Here is an 18,354-nt window from a genome sequence, read left to right as displayed (position 1 = left end):
ACAACTTGGTGGGCACAGTATGTTAATGAATTATGAGGTGCCTATGCAGCACGAAACGTCCAGTGATGAGGCGTTAGTTAAGCGAGTTCAGAACGGAGATAAGCGTGCATTTGACTTGTTGGTATTGAAATATCAGCACAAAGTGGCCGCTTTGATATCCCGTTATATTCAGGACAAGCATGAAGTGCTGGATGTGGCTCAAGATAGTTTTATCAAAGCGTATCGGGCAATTGATAGCTTCCGAGGGGAAAGTGCGTTTTACACTTGGCTCTATCGTATCGCGGTGAATACAGCAAAAAATTACCTTGTTAGCCGCTCTCGTCGGCCCCCTTCTAGTGATGTCGAATTGGATAACGAAGACGTCCATGCAAACTATAGGGAGCTTTCCGACGGTGGTACGCCAGATGCAAACTTGAACCGTGACCGTTTAGAATCAGAGATTCAAAGTGCGATCAAAGATCTACCGGAGGAGTTACGAGGGGCATTAACCTTACGTGAGTTTGATGGTTTGAGTTACGAAGATATTGCTCAGGTCATGGATTGTCCTGTAGGTACTGTTAGATCGCGTATTTTTCGCGCCCGTGAAGCTGTGGAAAAACGTATTCGTCCCATTTTTGGGGGAGGAGAGTAGTTATGTCAAAATTCTATGACAAACACGGCTCGGGCAATGATGATAGTTTATCGGCATTTTTAGATGGTGAAGCCACACATGCTGATATTGATGTCTTGTTAGCGAAAGATAGGCAAGAGCTAGCAAGCCAAGTGGATCGTTATCACCGAATTCATCAAGCGATGCAGCCTGAGCAAGCGTTATTGATTGACGATGGGGGATCCTTCTTAGATCAAATGCATCGTAAATTAGACGAAGGGAAGCAAGACACAAATGTAGTGGCATTTCCAACGCAAGGCCAAGCTTTATCAAAGCCTGAAAAACTTGAACAAGTAACATTGCCCAACATGACGTCAGGATCAAGCCTGTCGAAACGTTCGGTATTTTCGGGGCTGGCGGTCGCCGCAAGCGTAGCGTTTGCTGTTGTCCTAGGTGGTAATATTTTATTGCAAGGTGACAATACGGCTCAAACACCAGTGTTTGCTGCGGCACCCTCTGTGCAGCAAATGCCTACTGAATCGTTTAATGCGCTCAGCGCTGAAGAGGCGCTGCAAAACAATGAGCGCCTGCAGAACTACTTACGTCAACATGCTCAGCAAGCCTCGATGACAGTAGGTCAAGGCATGATACCGATGGCGAGAGTCGTGGGTTATCCGCAAGGCAACACGCAATGATTCGTGGGTTAGTCCTTTCACTTTTGGTGCTGACAAGCAGCACTCTTTGGGCTGCCCAGTCCGGTGTGGATTGGCTGGCCCGCATGACGGAGTCGTTTGATTCTGTTGCCTACGATGGTGTGTTTGTCCATCAAGAAGCTGGCATGATGAACTCTATGCGTATTCGCCGGGGCTTAATTGGAGGCGTAGAGTACGAAAGTTTAGAGGATTTAGACGGTCAGCGTATTACGGTCATTCGAGTCGATGACAGTGTTATTTGTGTTTTTCCTGATAAAGAAGATTACGTCGCTGGATTTTTACCAGCCGAGCCGTTTCGACGCTTTCAAAAGCTGGATAAAGACCGCTTAACCCAAGCTTATGATATTGAAGTGGTGCATAAAAGTCAGCGTATTGCGTCGCGCAATGCGGTGAAATTGACGTTGATTCCAAAGGATGAATTTCGCTACGGGCATGAGTTTTGGGTAGATAAAGAGAATGGCTTTTTACTGAAGCATGATGTCTTAAGTTCAGATAACAAACTGCTCGAGCGAATTCAGTTTACTTCAGTTGAGTTCTCGCCTGACTTGAAAGAAAAAGACTTCACCCCCAGTGATGACTCCTACACCCAAAAATTTGTAGAAATTGAGCCTGAGGTTGTGCCCCGCCATTGGCACTTTGACTGGTTGCCCGATGGGTTTGATCTTGTCTGGAAGGATGCACGTCGTATGAATGACACCACCAACATGTTGTTGCTGTCCGATGGTATGAGTACGGTGTCAGTCTTTGTCGAACGCACCGATAAAAAGCGTCCGCAGACCCTAATGAATCTAGGTGCGACCATTGCGGGCGAAAAAAGTATTAAAGTGGGTGATCAAATGTTTCTTTTAACCCTTGTTGGTGAAGTGCCTGCGCAGACTATCCAACGTCTTATGACAGTAATGATGCCGGGTTCAAATAATGATTGAAGAAAATGGTACGGTGTTGTCTATTGAAGATGGCATTGCAGAAGTGGAAACCATTCGCACCAGTAGTTGTACCAGTTGTCGTGCGCGTCATGGGTGTGGTCATCATACGATTGCAAAAGTCTCTAACAGCAACCGTATGTTGATGAAAGCTATTGCTACGGATGATCTAAAAACCGGGCAAAGCGTGGTGGTTGGTATCCCAGAAGATACATTGTTGCAGGCCTCTTTGTGGATGTATGCCGTACCTCTACTTGGATTAGTGCTTGGCGCATCATTACCTTCACTGGTTACGGAACAAACGCTTGTTTCGGTTGTCGGAGCGATAAGTGGATTTGCTGGTGGTTTGTTGGCGGCGAAATGGAAGTCGTCTCAAGAAACTAAGAATCCAGATTACTATCCGCGAGTTCTGAGAATCAATACAAATCAGGCCCAGATCATTCCGGTGGTTCAAAAAGCCTGAAAAATCCCTCTTCACCTGACACTATAGCAACATACTAACTTTGGTACGTCTGAGGAGACCAATACATGAACAGATTGCTAAAACGTGTGAGCTGGGTCAGCATCAGCTTATTGATGCTGCTCTCTTCACTGGCAAATGCAGCGAACCTTCCTGATTTTACAGAGCTGGTAGAAGATGCTTCTCCAGCAGTGGTGAACATCAGTACCGAGCAAGCGCCTTCTTCTGACAAGCGTCAGTTAAGCCCTGATGCGCGTGAGCTGAACGAGTTTTTCCGTCACTTCTTTGGCCAACAACCCTTTGGTCAACAGCAGCAACAACCGCAACAGCCGCGTCAGCAACAACGTAGCTCACTTGGTTCAGGTTTTATCATCTCCCATGACGGTTATGTATTGACCAATAATCACGTCATTGATGGCGCGGATGTGATTCATGTACGGTTAAATGACCGTCGCGAATACGAAGCGACATTAGTGGGTACCGATGTCCGTACTGATTTAGCGTTGCTTAAGATTGAAGCGGACGATGACTTGCCGATTGTAGATATGGGTGATTCAGATGACCTGAAAGCAGGGCAATGGGTGTTAGCCATCGGCTCTCCTTTTGGCTTTGATTACACCGTCACGGCAGGGATTGTGAGTGCCATTGGGCGTAATTTACCTAGTGATAACTACGTGCCTTTCATTCAAACAGACGTTGCGATTAACCCAGGTAACTCAGGTGGTCCACTCTTTAACTTGGATGGCGAAGTAGTGGGTATTAACTCACAAATTTACACGCGCTCCGGTGGCTTTATGGGGGTGTCGTTTGCGATTCCATCAAATGTTGCCATGTCTGTAGTTGAACAGCTTAAGTCGGACGGTAAAGTTTCACGAGCTTGGCTAGGCGTGTTGATACAAGATGTGAACCGTGATCTTGCTGAATCGTTTAATCTAGATCGACCACATGGTGCGTTAGTCAGTCGTGTAATGCCGGATTCGCCAGCGGAAGAAGCAGGCTTGAAAGCAGGCGATATCATTATGGCATTCAATGGTAAGACCATTGAACACTCTTCTGAATTACCTTATTTGGTTGGCGAGCTGAAAGTTGGAACCGATGCCAAAGCGCAAGTATTCCGTGATGGTAAAGAGCAAACGATTACGATAGGTCTGGCTAAACGCCCTGATAACGCTCAAATTGCACAACAGAAAGCCGATGAGAATCGCTTGGGCATGACCGTCACTGAAGTGCCTGAAAACATGGATGTCGATGCCGGTGTTATGGTTCAGCAAGTCCTAGGTGGCGCTGCAGCACGTAATGGCCTCCAGCAAGGTGATGTGATTACAATGCTTAATGGCGAGACCATCGAAGGTGTGGCCGAGTTTAATCGTATTGCCCAGACTATTCCGGCGAACCGTTCCGTACCGATGCGTGTTATCCGTGATGGTTACCCAATGTTTATTCCGTTTAAAATAGTGGAATAACGAATTATTCAGAACCTAAAAGCCCGCTATTGGTAACAATAGCGGGCTTTTTTTTGCATAAAACTTGAATGTAAAGGTTAGTCGTGTAAGTATTTTTACGCATTGTTTTGCGTTTAATTGAGTCTGTCTCATGTTCACATTACATCTGGAGGGGTCGTGGAGACTGTTGAAAAGGGGATCTGCTTTCGCTTGGGAGAAGAGCGTTATATTCATCCGCTTCATTGTATAAAAGAAGTTCTTAGCTACCAATCTCCAGCACCTGCACTAGGCAGTAGTCCAGGCGTTGAGGGGATGATCGAGGTTCGCGGCAATATGGTGACGGTATTATACGGTTCGCACTTATTAGATATTAACCCTAACCAATGCGATCAAGAAGGTCATATTGTTGTGCTTGATTTGCCGACAGGTTACTTCGGCGTGCGCGTAGAAAGCGTTGAAAGAGTCATGGATCTCCCTGACTCGCTAGAAGTCGAGAGTATGGTGTATCGCTCTCATCAGTGTATACAGGGAACTATGCTGGAAGAAGGCGAGCTGTACATTATGGTCGATTTTTCAGATTATTGTTCGACGCTGAATTAACGTTAGCAATAGACCAGCGATATCGATACCGCTGGTCTGTGTGATTAAAACTAAAGCTTTTTCGCGAAAATCTTAGAGTTACGCTGATAATTATACAGTGCCTGTTTTTTCGCAGGCAGAGATTCTAAGCTGGTTTCCTTAAAGCCTCGCTCGATAAACCAATGTGCGGTCCGTGTTGTCAGTAGAAAGATGGTGTCCAAGTTTTGTTTCTTCGCTTCGGCTTCGATGCCTTTAAGTAAGCGTTCACCTCGGTTGGAGCCTCGGTACTCTGGAGAGACGGCTACGCAAGCTAGTTCTCCCGCACGCTCTTGTTCAAACGGATAGAGTGCGGCGCACGCGACAATCGCGCCATCGCGTTCAATCACAATAAAGCGCTCGATCTCATTCTCTAGTAGCTCACGGGAACGGCGGACCAAAATGCCTTTGTCTTCCAGTGGTGTTAGCAATTGCATCATGCCGCCCACATCTTCAATGGTCGCTAAGCGCAGTCGTTCATAGCTGTCTTCATCAATCATGGTGCCAGAGCCTTCACGTGTGAATAGCTCACTTAGTAGGCCACCGTTTTCATTGAATGAGATGATGTGCGAGCGTGGAACTTGTGCCCGTACGGCCATCAGGCAGGCTTCTAGAGCATTACGTGTTTCTGGCGAAAGACTACCTTGCGCCAAAATCGTGTCCGCTTGATGCGCCAATAACTCAGAAAACAACTCGTCTTTTTGGTCAAAAATACCCTCATCTTCGGTAAAGATGATGAGTTTGTCGGCTTTCAGTTGAATCGCTGCTTGGGTCGCGACGTCTTCTGCTTTGAGGTTGAATACTTCGCCTGTGGGTGAAAACCCTAAATGTGGCAAAAGCACCATGTTGTCATCTTCTAGAAGTCGGAAGATAGCGTCACGGTCAATGCGGCGCACTTCCCCCGAGTGGCCGTAGTCAATACCATCAACCACACCTAACGGTCGTGCCACAACGTAGTTGCCGCTGCAAACACGCAAGCCAGCGTTGGCCATCGGTGTATTCGATAGTCCCATCGACAACTGTGCTTCAAGCTGCACACGCACCGCTGAAGACGCTTGAATGACATCGATGAGCTGGTCTTGCGGCGTGACTCGATAGCCGTCTTCAATACGAGACGACAACCGTCGGTTACCCAGCGCTCGGTCAATTTGTGGTCGTGCACCCTGCACGAGCACCAGTCGAATGCCCAAAGAATCCAGCAGGGCTAGATCATGGATAATGTTGGAGAAGTTAGGGCTTTCAAACGCTTCACCAGGAATTAAAATCACCAGCGTTTTACCGCGGTGTGCATTGATGTAGGGTGAAGAGTGGCGAAACCAGTCTACGTAATTGAGCTCGTCAGACACGCGATGCCTCATTTTCTGTACTCGGGGTTAAACAATAGCGTTCCACTAATCCTTTGATGACGTGTTGCATGGGCGCGATTTGGTCGAGCGCCATAAACTCGTTTGGCTGGTGGGCTTGGTCGATGGATCCTGGGCCTAGTATTAATGTTTCCATACCTAATTGGTTCAAAAACGGTCCTTCTGTTGCAAAGGCTACTGTAGCGGCATCTTTTTGTGTGAGTCGCTCACACGCTTTAATAATATCGGACTCTTTCTGAGTTGAAAACGATGGCACATCTGGAAACAGGTGGTGCAACTCGATTTGAGTCCCCGTATTTTGCTGAATGCGAGGCAGTAAAGCGGCGATTTCTTGATACAAAGACTGATTATCCATCCCCGGTAAAGCGCGAATATCGAATTCTAATTCACAGCGCCCACAAATACGGTTGGGATTATCGCCGCCATGAATGCAACCAAAGTTCATGGTTGGATAATCAATCACAAAGTTGGCATCGCGGTAGGTTTGTTTTAAGCCGTTTCGGTAGATCATCAGTTCTGACATAACGGCGTGCATGGCATCCAATGCATTGCTACCCAGCGCCGGGTTTGAAGAGTGCCCCGCTTGGCCAGTGATACGAATTTTCTCCATCATGATGCCTTTATGAGCGTGAATAGGCGTCAATGACGTGGGTTCGCCAATCAGCGCATAGCGCGCTTTAGGGCGGCCTTCGCTGACCAAGGCACGAGCACCGTCCATGGAGCTTTCTTCATCCGCTGTCGCGAGAATGATCAAAGGTTGTTCAAGTTTGCTTAAATCCATGTCTTTGATGGTATCAATCACGATGGCAAAAAAACCTTTCATATCGCAGGTGCCTAGGCCGTAAAGCTTGTTATCGCGTTCATTCAGCTTAAATGGATCACTCTGCCAGCGGTCTTCATCGTACGGGACGGTGTCCGTATGCCCAGACAGCACTAATCCGCCAGCCCCTTGACCGATCGTAGCGATCAGGTTCACTTTGTCTGGTTGTCCTGGCAATGGCATGATTTCACATTGGAACCCCAGTCCTGACAGCCAGTCCTCCAATAATAAAATGACACCTTTATTTGACTGATCCCAACTTGCTTGGCTACAACTGATAGAGGGCGTGGCGATCAGTTGTGACATCATGCTCAGTAATGAGGGAAGTGAGGTCATTAAGAGACTCCTGTTGCGTACAGTGAAATTTATCTTACACACGTTCGCTTCTGGTAAACTTGCTTCTTTGCACAGTTGTTTCCGGCAAATCCGGAAGTTATGAGGTTACGAAATATGGCTACCGAGCTTGAACTAAAGTTAATGGTTCACCCCGAGTATCTCAAGTCTGCATGCGATTTTCTCGATGAATTTTGTGAAAAAAACGTCAGTTCAAGCAGTGCCCGCCAAGCGACGCTCGATTTAATGAATGGCTATTACGATACTGCAGATGGTTTGTTATTGGAAAACGGCATTGCTTTGCGTATCCGTGCTGTGAATCAAGCCTATATTCAAACAGTCAAAACACGCGGCAGTAGTCGTATCGGTATGCATGCCCGAGGTGAGTGGGAATGGTCTTTACCTTCTGACGCGTTAGATTTAACGCTATTGAAAGAGGTACCGTTGTCCGATGCTTTACAAGATATGGCATGGTCACGGGATTTAATAGAAGTCTTCCGTACCGATTTTAAACGTCATGTCTGGTTAATCCATTTTGAAGACGCCGTCATTGAGGCGGTTTGCGATGAAGGTGAAGTGTCCTCAACGTTTGGCCGAGACAGCATTTGTGAGTTGGAGTTAGAGCTTAAATCTGGCCCTGAGACCGCTTTGTATAGTTTCGCAAAATACATCGCCACAGATATTCCAGTTCAAGTCAGTATCGTGTCTAAAGCCCAAAAAGGCTCGCGCTTGAAACACCGTCGGATAGAGTTTCCGAAAAAACCGAATGCGCAAGCATCGATGATGAGCTTTGCAGAGTACTGGTACGAAACATGGTTAGTGTATTGGGAAGCTATGTTCTATCTAAAAGACGAAGCCTTGCTGCAACCCATTCGAACGGCCTTACAACAATTAAAACAATGTGTTCCTGCACAAATTTCCGAGCAGTTGGAATCGCTAGATCAACGATACGATACCTTTTTTAAAGCCAATGACGAGTCTTTGTTGTCGGGATTGGCAGGCACGCTAGAAACGGGAATAATAATGCTAGAGACGGGGCAGTGGCTGAACAAGCAGCTTGACTAAATCATGCCCGTCGCGTGAATAAAAATAAGGATGATAACTTGACGCTGACACCGATATCCCAAGTACATGCGCTCTTTACCCAAGAACAATTAGACATCAAAAACCAAGCCATTAGCGATGCAATTGCACGTCGCATGGGGCTGGAGGTGCCTAATGGTGTATTGAGTCAAGCTGAGCGAATTTGGCTGTTGAGCGAATACGTGCATAAACAGCTGACCCGTTTTCCTCACTGGCTGGAAAGTTTGCTAGAGCCGGCTCAAACATTAGCGCCGCCAACGGTTGAACAACTCTATGCCGGGGAAAAAGCCTGGGGGCAAGCCGTTAGCGAAGAGGTGCTGTTGCCCGATTGGGATGAAGCCATGCTGATGCAACAACTACGTCGTTATCGCCATTGGTGGATGACGCGCCTGATTACAAGCGATATTCAGCAAACAGTAGACTTGCAAACCCTGACGGCCCATTTAAGTAAGTTGGCTGACGTGGCGGTGAATGTTAGCCAACAATGGTCCATGCGTCAGTACCAAAACTTATACGGCCAAGCGCTCGACAGTGCTGGCGTGGCACAAAAACTGATCGTCATTGGTATGGGTAAACTCGGTGGTTATGAACTCAATCTATCTTCTGATATCGATTTGGTGTTTGCGTTCCGAGAACACGGCGAAACCCAAGGCGGGAAGAAGGCCATATCACATCAAGAATACTTCACCAAAATCGGTCAGAAACTGATTCAACATTTGGATCAAGTGAATGCGGAGGGTTTTGTCTTCCGCGTTGATATGCGCTTACGTCCGTTTGGTCAATCTGGTGCATTGGTCATGAGCATGGATTCTTTGGAAAACTACTACCAAGATCAAGGCCGTGATTGGGAACGTTATGCAATGATCAAAGCGCGTGTAATGGCGGGTGATGCGCAAGACGTGCGCGAGTTTGAATCGATTCGCCGTCCTTTTGTGTATCGCAAGTATCTTGATTTTGGTGCCATTGGTGCGTTGCGTGATTTGAAATCCATGATTGCCAAAGAAGTGCGCCGAAAAGGTATTGAACACAATATTAAACTTGGCGAAGGGGGCATTCGTGAAGTGGAGTTTATCGTGCAAGCATTGCAAATACTGCACGGTGGCCGAGATCAAAGCCTACAAAAGCCTGCCTTGTTTAAGGCGCTTCCAGTATTAGGTCAAGATGGCTATCTACCAGATGATCAGGTAAATAGCTTGTTATCTGCGTACCGTTATCTACGTCGTGTTGAGCATGCTCTTCAGGGCGCAGCGGATGAGCAGACTCAGTTGTTACCAGAAGAGGATCTGGCGCGCACTCGGTTAGCGTATCAAGTTGGCGAGCCAAGCTGGCAAGCGTTGTTGGATACGCTTTGGCAACATCGACACAAAGTACACGAATGCTTTCAAAATCTGATTGATGATGGTGAAGAAAACTCCAGTGACGAGTTGACGCAAGAAGCATGGCGGGTGATTTTGAAACAACCGCATGAGCAAACATTGATCGAAGAAGCGATCGATGCAATTGCATGGCAAGATGCAGAAGCCGTTGTTCAAGTGCTAGCTCAGTTCTTGGGGTCACGTGCCGTGGCTTACATGCAGCCGATTGGGCAGGAGCGATTAGCTGTCTTTTTAGCGGCGTTGATGACCTGCTTGGAAGAGGAAGCCTTTCCCGATGTGGTACTACAGCGCATCATTCCCATCATGGAAGCGGTGACTCGCCGAACCTCTTACCTTGTTTTGCTGTCGGAAAATCAAAGTGCCATCGTACATTTGATGGGGTTGTGTCGTGAAAGTGTTTGGTTTTCTGAGGCGATCTCAAACTCCCCCGCATTGTTAGATGAGTTATTAGACGCTAACACACTGTTTTCGCCACCCTCTAAGTCGGGTATGGCGCAAGAGCTACGACAGATCTTAGTTCGACTACCAGAAGAAGATGAAGAAGCACACATGGACGCCATGCGTCGTTTCCGTCGCTCGATAATCATGCGTATTGCCGCCTGTGACATCACCGGGATATTGCCACTTATGAAAGTAAGTGATCACTTAACTTGGCTGGCGGAAGTATTGTTAGAGCAAGTATTGCAGCAGTCTTGGCATTATTTAACACAGCGTCATGGCTATCCCATGCAAAATGGTGAGCCTGTAATGACACCTGAGTTAGTGATTGTCGGGTACGGAAAGTCGGGGGGTATTGAGCTTGGTTACGACTCGGATCTGGACTTGGTGTTTATTCACAATGCCCAGATAAAAAGCAGTACCAACGGCGAACGTAGTGTAGATAACTTGGTGTTTTATACACGTCTCGGTCAACGTATCATTCATTTGCTCACCAGTTTCACTTCGGCTGGACGCTTGTACGAAGTGGATATGCGTTTACGCCCATCAGGTAATTCAGGCTTATTGGTGGCCAGCTTAGAGTCTTTTCAAGATTATCAGCAGAACGAGGCGTGGTCATGGGAGCACCAAGCGCTATGTCGTTCACGTGTGTTAGCGGGTGATGCTCAATTGGCTCAGCAGTTTGATGAAACCCGAGCAGCGGTTCTGAGCCGAAAGCGTAATCGCCCTGAGCTGAAAGAAGAAGTCATCAAAATGCGTGAAAAAATGCGTTCGCATCTTGATACCAGTGGTCGTGACAAAGGCTTCGACCTTAAGCAAGGGGCGGGTGGTATTATTGATATTGAGTTTATGGTTCAGTATATGGTGCTGGCTTGGTCGTATAAGTACCCTAACTTAATAGAGTTCTCAGACAATATTCGCCAACTTGAAGCGGCGGCCGAAAATGGTTTATTAGCGGCGGACGTTGTCGCAAAAATGAAGGACGCCTATACCTTTTATCGTGCGACGGTACATCGACAAGCCCTGCAAAAGCAAGGGCGTTTAGTGCCGGTAGACACCTTAGAAGAAAACCAAGCTCTAATTTCCCAGTACTGGGATGATTTTTTAGAGCAGCCGTGCCAGTAAATAAAACACTAAAAACCCCCACCTGACATCAGGCGGGGATTTTAGTGATCACTAACTATTATTCGTTATACGGCCTCAATCAGAAAGCAACATTCACTTTCGCTTGATAGCGGCGGCCATCCAGAGTTTTTTCGTAAGTCTCTTGATCAATGGTTTTATCGAACAGGTTGTAAATACCCGCGTAGAACGTTACGTCATCCGTTGCTTTGTAGCTTAAGCCTGTATCAACGAGTGTGTAGTCTGGAATTTCAGCCTGCATGCTGGTACGGCCTAGTCCTTCGGTCGTTTCCCCAGTGTAGTTTGCTTCCCCCCAAATATTCAGCTTCTCTGTCGCATCCCAAGATAGGTTAGAGTGTACTCGGTGCTTTGGAATACGGTTTAGAGGCTTACCTTTGAATGCTCCCGACTTTTGTTCTGAGTCGGTAAATGTGTAGCCGATATCCCATGCAAGGGTGGTTGTGATGGGCATGGTGAAAGAGGCTTCAACCCCTTGAGTAACGACTTCGTCGACATTGTATCGAGTACTTACAAAGCTCCAATCTTCACCTCGATACGAGCAATCAAGCACACTTAAATCGCCACTATCACAAATGCGATCTTCAGTGATTTTATCATCAAATTTAGTGTAGAACGCCGTCAGTTCAGCCTGAGTGCCGCGGTGGTCAGTCCAAGCTATACCAATTTCGTGACTGACACTTTTTTCTGCTTCAAGCGCTGAGTTACCAAGCAGAATACCATTACCGCGCCCTGTAATTTGTCCCCAGCCGTCTGTGGCTTGGCGTAGGTCTGGCGAGCGATAACCTGCACTAATACCGCCTTTAAGAGTTATGTTTTCGGTAGTTTGCCAGACACCGTAAATACGAGGTGTAATGGCGCTGCCGTAGTTTTCATCTTCGTTATAGCGAAGCCCTGTGGTTAATGAGAAAGAGTCCGTCAGGTAGTACTCATCTTCTGCGAAGACTGCTCCTTGCCAGCGATCAAGATTGTCCACATCTGCATCTAGCTGGTTGCCAGAGTCGCTGAGTTGTTGGTTTTCAAACTGACCACCGATAGTTAAGGTATGGTTGTCGAAGAATAAGTGGCTTTGATGGTTCAGTACGGTCGACTCATACTGCATTTCACGAGACGTGTTATCGTTGTCTTCGTAGCTAAGATACGTTGTATGTTGTCCATTCTCGGTTTTTAACTCATTTGTTAAAGAGAAATGGTCGCGCTGATATTCGGTATTACTGACGGTTGCTGGGTTACCTGTGCGGTCGAGTAGGCTAACCGATTTACCCGGTGTGCTGTTACGGTCTTGAGTTTCTGTACCTGCTTCAAATTTAATAGACTGCTGATTATTGATTTTCCAGGTTACTTTACTGGTTAGATTTTCCATTGACTGTTCATTGTAGCCATCGACAAAGTTGTCTTCATCTCGTTCAGAGATTTGACCGAAAAGCTCCAAACCAAGCTTATCTTTTACAAGAGGGCCGGCTACATAAAAGTCACTTTGAAGGCTGTTGCCTGAGTCGCTGTCTTCTTGAATAACAGTGCCTAAGCTCATCTCACCATGCCAGTCGTCTTGGACTTTCTTGGTAATGATATTGATGACACCGCCTAATGCATCAGAGCCATAAAGTGATGACATAGGGCCACGAATAACCTCGATACGTTCGATGGCAGAAATCGGCGGTAACCAACCTTGTTCAATGCCAGGACCATCAGAGTTCGGGCGTGTTTCGCGACTACCTTGGCGCTTACCGTCGACCATGATAAGAGTATATTTGCCTTCCAATCCACGCATTGTAATGTCTGATGAAGATCCACCGCCTGTGACGAAGACGCCTGGCACCGCTGTAAGGGCATCGGTGACATCGCGATAGCTTTTTTTCTGAATGTCTTCAGCGTTAATAACGGTGATCGATGCTGCAGCGTCCTGTGTGCTTTGCTCATAGCCTGAGGCACTGACAACCAGCTCATCTAGGTTGATCGTTTCAGCGTGAACAGAGTGGGCAAAAGCGATGCTTGCAGCAATAAGCGAGAATGAAAACGAACGCATGAACTTAATCCTTCAAATATGTACAAATAATGCAAATTTAAATAGTAATCTTTATCATTTGTATTCTCTAATATTTGTGTAGGATTGTCTTGAGATGATGCGTTGCATATTTTACAACGGTGACAATGTAAGAGAGAGGGTCTGTGTACGATTTAAATGATTTGAAAAGCTTTGTATCTGTTGTGGAGTCAGGCAGTTTAAGCACCAGCGCGAAAGAATTAGAGGTTTCAAAGTCAACCTTAAGTCGACGTATCTCACATTTAGAAAATGTGATGCGGCAACCTCTGATGCGTCGCCAAGCAAATCGTATGATTATTAATGATGCTGGCAAAGCGTTTTTGCCATTTGCAAAGAGCATTTTAGAAACCGTAGGAAGAGCACATCGAACCGTCGATGAACTCAAGGAAAGTGTGTCGGGAAAGCTAACCTTTGCATTGTTTTCTGGGTTAGGGCGCTCTTGGGTGAACGGTCAGTTATTCCGTTATCTAGCTCAATATCCAGACATTAATGTAGACATGTATACCATTTCTCGAATTGATGAACTTAAGGCGGAAACAGATGTAGCGATTTGGATGGGAGGTCTTAGAGAAACGCCGTTTAAAACCGAACTATTAGGTGAAATGAGCTGCAGTTTGTATGCCAGTAAAGACTACATCGAAAAACAAGGTGAGCCAACAAATGTTGAAGAATTAGAGACCCATAATTGGGTCAATCTACACAGCTTTTATCCAAACGAAAGCAGCTTGTCTCTTTATCATCCTGAGATAGGCTACCATGACGTTTCCATGCCTTGCTCACGTTTGAGTACGGATCTATTAAGCTTTCAAATTGATGGCATTGTAAATGGCCATGGTATTGGTGTTATTCCAGACGAGGTGGTGGCGGCTAGAGCCAAGTATCACCCTGGCGATATGGTAAAAGTGCTGCCCTCATGGCAAGCACCAAGTATCCCATTATACTTATTATATTCTTATGGCCACCTGCCCAAACGGTGCCAAGTATTATTACAACAACTTAAAAAGGCCTACCTTAATCACGACTAAGCTTCAAAAAGTTATGAAAATGCCATGTCGCACTTGGCTTTTTTTGACGCTGCTGATGTTTTAGCTGTGACCGGTGCGCCACTCCGACGAACATTGATTAAGATCGGGGTGCCAGTACTCGGGTCATCGAGTAAGTCGCACTGAATGCCATAAAGTTCTTCGAGAATGCTTGGCTGAATCACTTCTTTTGGTGTGCCTTGAGCGATGATTTCACCGGACTTCATCGCAATTAAATAGTCTGAATAACGGGCTGCCATAGCCAGATCATGTACCACCATCACAATGGTTTTACCTTGTGAGGACAGTGCTCGAATTAATTCAAACACTTCGATTTGATGACCTAAATCTAGAGCAGAGGTTGGTTCATCCAGTAACAGCAGCGGCGTTTCTTGAGCCACGGACATCGCAATCCATGCTCGCTGACGTTGACCGCCCGAAAGCGTGTCTAACAGTCGCTCTCCTAAGTCTTCTAGATTGGCGGCTTTCAAGGCAAATTCAATCGCCGTGCGATCATCCATGCCCCATTGTTTCAAAAAACTTTGATGAGGGTGACGACCAAAACGAATCAACTCTCGAACGGTAATACCATCAGGCGCCGATGTTTCCTGTGGTAGCAGAGCCAATTTTTTTGCGACTTCCTTAGCTGGCATTGTATGGATGTCTTTGCTTTCAAGAATGATGTGCCCCGATGATGGACGGTGTACACGAGACAAACCATTCAGTAGAGTCGATTTACCACAGCCATTGGGCCCGACAATGGCGGTGACTTTCCCTTTTGGGAAGGTCACACTTAAGTCTTTAATGATCGTATGATCGGCATGTTTTAACGTGATAGTTTCTGTGCCTAATGGCGCTTGAGAAAGCTCGCTCATAGGGTGCTCCGCTTAGGTTTGCGAATTAAGATCCAGAGTAAGAATGGGCCACCAACGATAGCGGTGATCACACCAACAGGAATTTCAATGGGGCTAAATAGAGTACGTCCTGCTAAATCGGCTAACACCATCACAATAGCGCCACAAATAGCACTCGACAGTAGTGGTAGCCCTTTATGCCGAGCAAAGGCGCGTGCCATTTCTGGTCCAACCAGAGCAACCAAACCCACTGGACCTGCAAGAGCAACAGCGAAGCCAGTTAGCACTATGGCAATGACGACCGCCGCAAAACGTAATCGATTTGGTGTATGCCCTAAGGCTGTGATGACTGAGTCTGAGAACGCCATCAGTTGAAATCGATAGCAAAGTACTAGACCAGATAGCACGCCGATGAGCGTAATTAAGCCCATAACAGGAATTTGTTCTTCAGGACGACCAGATAAACTGCCTACCGTCCATGGATAGGCTTCGTTCGCGACATCAATATGCACTTGAGTTAATAGCAACTGCGACACTGCGGCTGACACAGAGCCAATGGCTAAACCCGCAACAATAAATCGATAGCCGCGGGTACCGCTACCGCCGCCGATCATAAAGGCCAAAGCCGTTGCCGTAGCTGCACCAGTAAGCGCCATGGCTGATGGAGCAAAGCTGACTCCAACACCCACTACGGAAGCAACAGCAAAGGCCATAGCAGCATTATCGATGCCAATAATGCCCGGTGTCGCCAGTCGATTACGTGCCACCGTTTGCATTAAACAGCCCGCTACGCTAAATGCAGCGCCGGTAAAAATACCAGCTAACAAACGATTCAGACGCAATTCGTTGATCACAAATTGCGTCATGCTGTCACCTTTGCCTAATAACGCGAGCAATACATCGTAAGGTGCGAGGGATAAGGTACCCATACCCAAACTGAGTACACTGATGGCGAGTAATGCCACAGAGAGAAGAGCGTTGCGCTGTATCGCTCGTTTGTCTATTAAGACACTGTAGCCGGCAATGGCGACTAGCCAATGACCCGTTGGAGCAGGTACGTAAGAACGAGAAGTCGAATCAAAAACAGACAAAAAGTGACTCCTAGGCCAAGGTGGGAAGACGCTTAGCGCGCACAATCATCATCAATACTGGCGCACCGATTATCGCGGTTAAAACGCCCAGCGGCATTTCAGTAGGTTGCGCGATTATACGTGTCAGAATGTCCGCACTAATGATCATCAAAGGGCCAATCGGTAAACACATGATCATCGTACGACGAATGTCAGGTCCGACTAACGCACGCGCGGCGAAGGGAACCACTAAACCTACGAACATAATAGGTCCTGCGATCGCCGTTGCTGAACCTGCTAGGAGTGCCACGCTGAGCATAACCAAGTAACGTATTGTTCGTGGATTGTGGCCTAAGCCAAGCGCGACTTTTTCACCCAAAGCCATGGACGCCAATGGGCGAGCAACATATAAAGTTAAGAGGGCGGCGATGACAAAGTAGGGCATGACCGCCATGAGATGATCGAGCGCGCGCCCAGCCACACTGCCTGTTACCCAGAAGCGAATTTCATCTGCAGCACGTTGGTCATACATTAGTAAAATAGACGTTAAAGCCGTTAATAATGAGCTCAGCGCCGCACCCGCTAAAATAAGGCGCACAGGATCTTTAAATTGACCTTGAAGGCGAGCCGCAGCCATAACAAAAAAACAGCCGATGAGTGCGCCAATTTGAGCAACGCCTGCCGCAAGGGTGGCCGCACTTGCGCCCAATAAAAGCGCTATAGCTACTGCAAACGATGCACCAGCACTGACGCCGAGTAAACCGGGTTCCGCCAGAGGGTTGCGAGCAACCGCTTGCATTAACGCCCCAGCAATACCGAGTGCCATGCCGACGACTAAGGCGACTAATGTCCTAGGGAAGCGTAACTCTCGGATGATAAAGGTGGCTTCCTCAGTGCCTTGCCCAATCAGCGCTTGCCATGATTGGCTGATATTGACACTGCCTGCCCCGATAAGAAGAGACAGTAGTATGCAAGTCAGCAATATAAGACAAATGAGCGTAAAGCAAACTGATAAAGGGCGCTGCGAAGGCGCCCTTTGAAAAAACTGAACGAGGAAGGGCATTATTGATGGCTATCCAATAACTGTTCGATGTCATCCAGTACCACTTGTGCTGCCAGCGGGCCAGATGTGCTGCTCCACACTTGACCATCCACCGTTTGTACGCGGTCTTGCTGTACTACGTTTAAACGTGAAAACGCGGCCGACTGCTTCGCGGCATCGTACGCTTTTTTACCATCTTGATTAAGGGTTGCCATAAATAGCCAGTCTTGATCGATCACAGCGATATTTTCTAAACTTAATATGCTGGAGTGTGGGCGGCCTTCTTTTAAAAGATCCCCGTCTTGCGGTTCAAACCCAGTTGATCTCAGTAAGCTACCCGTGAATAAGTCTTTAGACATGATCATTGGGCCTTGGGGCATCCAGCGTGTCACAAACACTTGACGCTGGTCGGCAGGAACCTGTTGCTCAACACGTTTTTTAAGCGTCGCCGCACGCTTATCTACCGCGTTGAGGGCACGCTCTACATCAGCACTGTGACCGACGGCTTTGCCGAACAGACGTGCTTCATTGCGCCATGCGTCAGGTGAGCTAAAACTCCACTCAGGCACAATAGTCGGAGCAATTTTTGATAAAATATCGTACTGCTCTTTTGATAGGGCGTTTGATGCAAGAATGACATCCGGGCGCTCTTTAATGACCGCTTCTAGGTTGGTTTCACGTGCCGTACCAACGATTTGAATACCGGGTTGCTTGTCTGCTAAGTAGTCCGATACTGTGTCGCTACCTCGAGTAGCGACTGAGCCCGCCACTGGGACGTCAATTGAAGACATCACGTCTAAGGCACCTTCATGCAGCGTTACGATACGTTTTACGTTGTCTTTAACGGTGACGGAGCCGTATTTAGTGTCGACGGTAACGTCTGCAAAGGCAGTGTTGGCAGACAAACCTAAAATGGCTGAGCACAACACAAGAGGGCGCATAATAGACATAATATCTCCTTAGTTAAAAATGAATCTCTAATATTAATGATAATGTTTATTATTAGTCTTTAATATGCAGTTGCAC

16 protein-coding genes are annotated in these 18,354 nt (G+C 47.1%); 9 read left to right on the top strand and 7 right to left on the bottom strand.

What is annotated here, in order from left to right; translation table 11 throughout:
* Positions 1–43 precede the first annotated feature (43 nt).
* The 6 genes from rpoE (at position 44) to AYW76_RS14305 (ending at position 4,727) form a co-directional block, all read left to right on the top strand.
* On the top strand, positions 44–631 hold the full coding sequence (gene rpoE, locus AYW76_RS14330) for an RNA polymerase sigma factor RpoE (protein ID WP_197467833.1): 588 nt from the start codon (positions 44–46) through the stop codon (positions 629–631).
* Positions 632–633: 2 nt separating this feature from the next.
* On the top strand, positions 634–1,284 hold the full coding sequence (locus AYW76_RS14325; RefSeq protein ID WP_067221548.1) for a sigma-E factor negative regulatory protein: 651 nt from the start codon (positions 634–636) through the stop codon (positions 1,282–1,284).
* Positions 1,281–2,228 carry a MucB/RseB C-terminal domain-containing protein gene (locus tag AYW76_RS14320; RefSeq protein WP_067221545.1) on the top strand — a complete coding sequence of 316 codons (948 nt, stop codon included), beginning with the start codon at positions 1,281–1,283 and terminating at the stop codon, positions 2,226–2,228. The genes AYW76_RS14325 and AYW76_RS14320 overlap by 4 nt, the downstream gene beginning before the upstream one ends.
* On the top strand, positions 2,221–2,688 hold the full coding sequence (locus AYW76_RS14315; protein WP_067221541.1) for a SoxR reducing system RseC family protein: 468 nt from the start codon (positions 2,221–2,223) through the stop codon (positions 2,686–2,688). The genes AYW76_RS14320 and AYW76_RS14315 overlap by 8 nt, the downstream gene beginning before the upstream one ends.
* Before the next feature lie 65 nt (positions 2,689–2,753).
* Positions 2,754–4,148 carry a DegQ family serine endoprotease gene (locus AYW76_RS14310; RefSeq protein ID WP_067221536.1) on the top strand — a complete coding sequence of 465 codons (1,395 nt, stop codon included), beginning with the start codon at positions 2,754–2,756 and terminating at the stop codon, positions 4,146–4,148.
* Positions 4,149–4,304: 156 nt separating this feature from the next.
* On the top strand, positions 4,305–4,727 hold the full coding sequence (locus tag AYW76_RS14305) for a chemotaxis protein CheW (protein ID WP_067221532.1): 423 nt from the start codon (positions 4,305–4,307) through the stop codon (positions 4,725–4,727).
* 50 nt (positions 4,728–4,777) lie between these two features.
* Here the strand turns inward: AYW76_RS14305 and argA are convergent, their stop codons facing one another.
* Together argA and argE are read right to left on the bottom strand one after the other, a co-directional pair.
* A complete protein-coding gene (gene argA, locus AYW76_RS14300) occupies positions 4,778–6,088 on the bottom strand; it encodes an amino-acid N-acetyltransferase (RefSeq protein WP_407943021.1) in 1,311 nt (436 codons plus the stop codon).
* Complete coding sequence (gene argE / locus AYW76_RS14295; protein WP_067032525.1) at positions 6,081–7,262, bottom strand: acetylornithine deacetylase; 1,182 nt, start codon at positions 7,260–7,262, stop codon at positions 6,081–6,083. Before argE ends, argA begins: the two co-directional genes overlap by 8 nt.
* Before the next feature lie 114 nt (positions 7,263–7,376).
* On the opposite strand from argE, the gene AYW76_RS14290 reads away from it, so the two are divergent.
* Together AYW76_RS14290 and glnE are read left to right on the top strand one after the other, a co-directional pair.
* Positions 7,377–8,324: a CYTH domain-containing protein gene (locus AYW76_RS14290; RefSeq protein ID WP_067221525.1), complete on the top strand. Its 948-nt coding sequence runs from the start codon at positions 7,377–7,379 to the stop codon at positions 8,322–8,324.
* A gap of 38 nt (positions 8,325–8,362) precedes the next feature.
* Positions 8,363–11,281, top strand: coding sequence for a bifunctional [glutamate--ammonia ligase]-adenylyl-L-tyrosine phosphorylase/[glutamate--ammonia-ligase] adenylyltransferase (gene glnE, locus AYW76_RS14285; protein ID WP_067221521.1), 2,919 nt, complete (start codon positions 8,363–8,365; stop codon positions 11,279–11,281).
* 79 nt (positions 11,282–11,360) lie between these two features.
* Here glnE and AYW76_RS14280 read toward each other — a convergent pair whose 3' ends face one another.
* Complete coding sequence (locus tag AYW76_RS14280) at positions 11,361–13,322, bottom strand: TonB-dependent receptor domain-containing protein (protein ID WP_067221518.1); 1,962 nt, start codon at positions 13,320–13,322, stop codon at positions 11,361–11,363.
* Between the two features lie 143 nt (positions 13,323–13,465).
* On the opposite strand from AYW76_RS14280, the gene AYW76_RS14275 reads away from it, so the two are divergent.
* The gene (locus tag AYW76_RS14275; RefSeq protein WP_067221515.1) at positions 13,466–14,365 is read left to right on the top strand and encodes a LysR family transcriptional regulator; all 900 of its coding nucleotides are present in this window, start codon (positions 13,466–13,468) and stop codon (positions 14,363–14,365) included.
* An 11-nt stretch (positions 14,366–14,376) separates the two neighbouring features.
* On the opposite strand, the gene AYW76_RS14270 is transcribed toward AYW76_RS14275, so the two are convergent.
* Genes AYW76_RS14270 through AYW76_RS14255 form a run of 4 tightly spaced genes read right to left on the bottom strand, consistent with a single transcriptional unit; the run spans position 14,377 to position 18,278 of the window.
* Positions 14,377–15,237 (bottom strand): ABC transporter ATP-binding protein, encoded by an 861-nt coding sequence (locus AYW76_RS14270; RefSeq protein WP_067221512.1) that lies wholly within the window; start codon positions 15,235–15,237, stop codon positions 14,377–14,379.
* Positions 15,234–16,307 carry a FecCD family ABC transporter permease gene (locus tag AYW76_RS14265; protein ID WP_067221507.1) on the bottom strand — a complete coding sequence of 358 codons (1,074 nt, stop codon included), beginning with the start codon at positions 16,305–16,307 and terminating at the stop codon, positions 15,234–15,236. Before AYW76_RS14265 ends, AYW76_RS14270 begins: the two co-directional genes overlap by 4 nt.
* A 10-nt stretch (positions 16,308–16,317) precedes the next feature.
* On the bottom strand, positions 16,318–17,349 hold the full coding sequence (locus AYW76_RS14260) for a FecCD family ABC transporter permease (RefSeq protein ID WP_067221505.1): 1,032 nt from the start codon (positions 17,347–17,349) through the stop codon (positions 16,318–16,320).
* Positions 17,349–18,278 carry an ABC transporter substrate-binding protein gene (locus AYW76_RS14255; RefSeq protein ID WP_067221503.1) on the bottom strand — a complete coding sequence of 310 codons (930 nt, stop codon included), beginning with the start codon at positions 18,276–18,278 and terminating at the stop codon, positions 17,349–17,351. The genes AYW76_RS14260 and AYW76_RS14255 overlap by 1 nt, the downstream gene beginning before the upstream one ends.
* Between the last annotated feature and the right edge of the window lie 76 nt (positions 18,279–18,354).

It is taken from the genome of Marinomonas gallaica, from assembly GCF_001639745.1.
Classification (GTDB): domain Bacteria; phylum Pseudomonadota; class Gammaproteobacteria; order Pseudomonadales; family Marinomonadaceae; genus Marinomonas; species Marinomonas gallaica.
The sequence above is the reverse complement of the archived record's forward strand: the minus strand, read 5'-3'. Positions and strand labels throughout refer to the sequence as shown.

Excerpts from the sequence above, each read along its gene's own strand:
- AYW76_RS14280 (WP_067221518.1), bottom strand. The coding sequence starts at position 13,322 with ATGCGTTCGTTTTCATTCTCGCTTATTGCTGCAAGCATCGCTTTTGCC.
- AYW76_RS14270 (WP_067221512.1), bottom strand. The coding sequence starts at position 15,237 with ATGAGCGAGCTTTCTCAAGCGCCATTAGGCACAGAAACTATCACGTTA.
- rpoE (WP_197467833.1), top strand. The coding sequence starts at position 44 with ATGCAGCACGAAACGTCCAGTGATGAGGCGTTAGTTAAGCGAGTTCAG.
- AYW76_RS14260 (WP_067221505.1), bottom strand. The coding sequence starts at position 17,349 with ATGCCCTTCCTCGTTCAGTTTTTTCAAAGGGCGCCTTCGCAGCGCCCT.
- AYW76_RS14315 (WP_067221541.1), top strand. The coding sequence starts at position 2,221 with ATGATTGAAGAAAATGGTACGGTGTTGTCTATTGAAGATGGCATTGCA.
- argE (WP_067032525.1), bottom strand. The coding sequence starts at position 7,262 with ATGACCTCACTTCCCTCATTACTGAGCATGATGTCACAACTGATCGCC.
- AYW76_RS14255 (WP_067221503.1), bottom strand. The coding sequence starts at position 18,278 with ATGTCTATTATGCGCCCTCTTGTGTTGTGCTCAGCCATTTTAGGTTTG.
- AYW76_RS14310 (WP_067221536.1), top strand. The coding sequence starts at position 2,754 with ATGAACAGATTGCTAAAACGTGTGAGCTGGGTCAGCATCAGCTTATTG.
- AYW76_RS14290 (WP_067221525.1), top strand. The coding sequence starts at position 7,377 with ATGGCTACCGAGCTTGAACTAAAGTTAATGGTTCACCCCGAGTATCTC.
- AYW76_RS14320 (WP_067221545.1), top strand. The coding sequence starts at position 1,281 with ATGATTCGTGGGTTAGTCCTTTCACTTTTGGTGCTGACAAGCAGCACT.
- AYW76_RS14325 (WP_067221548.1), top strand. The coding sequence starts at position 634 with ATGTCAAAATTCTATGACAAACACGGCTCGGGCAATGATGATAGTTTA.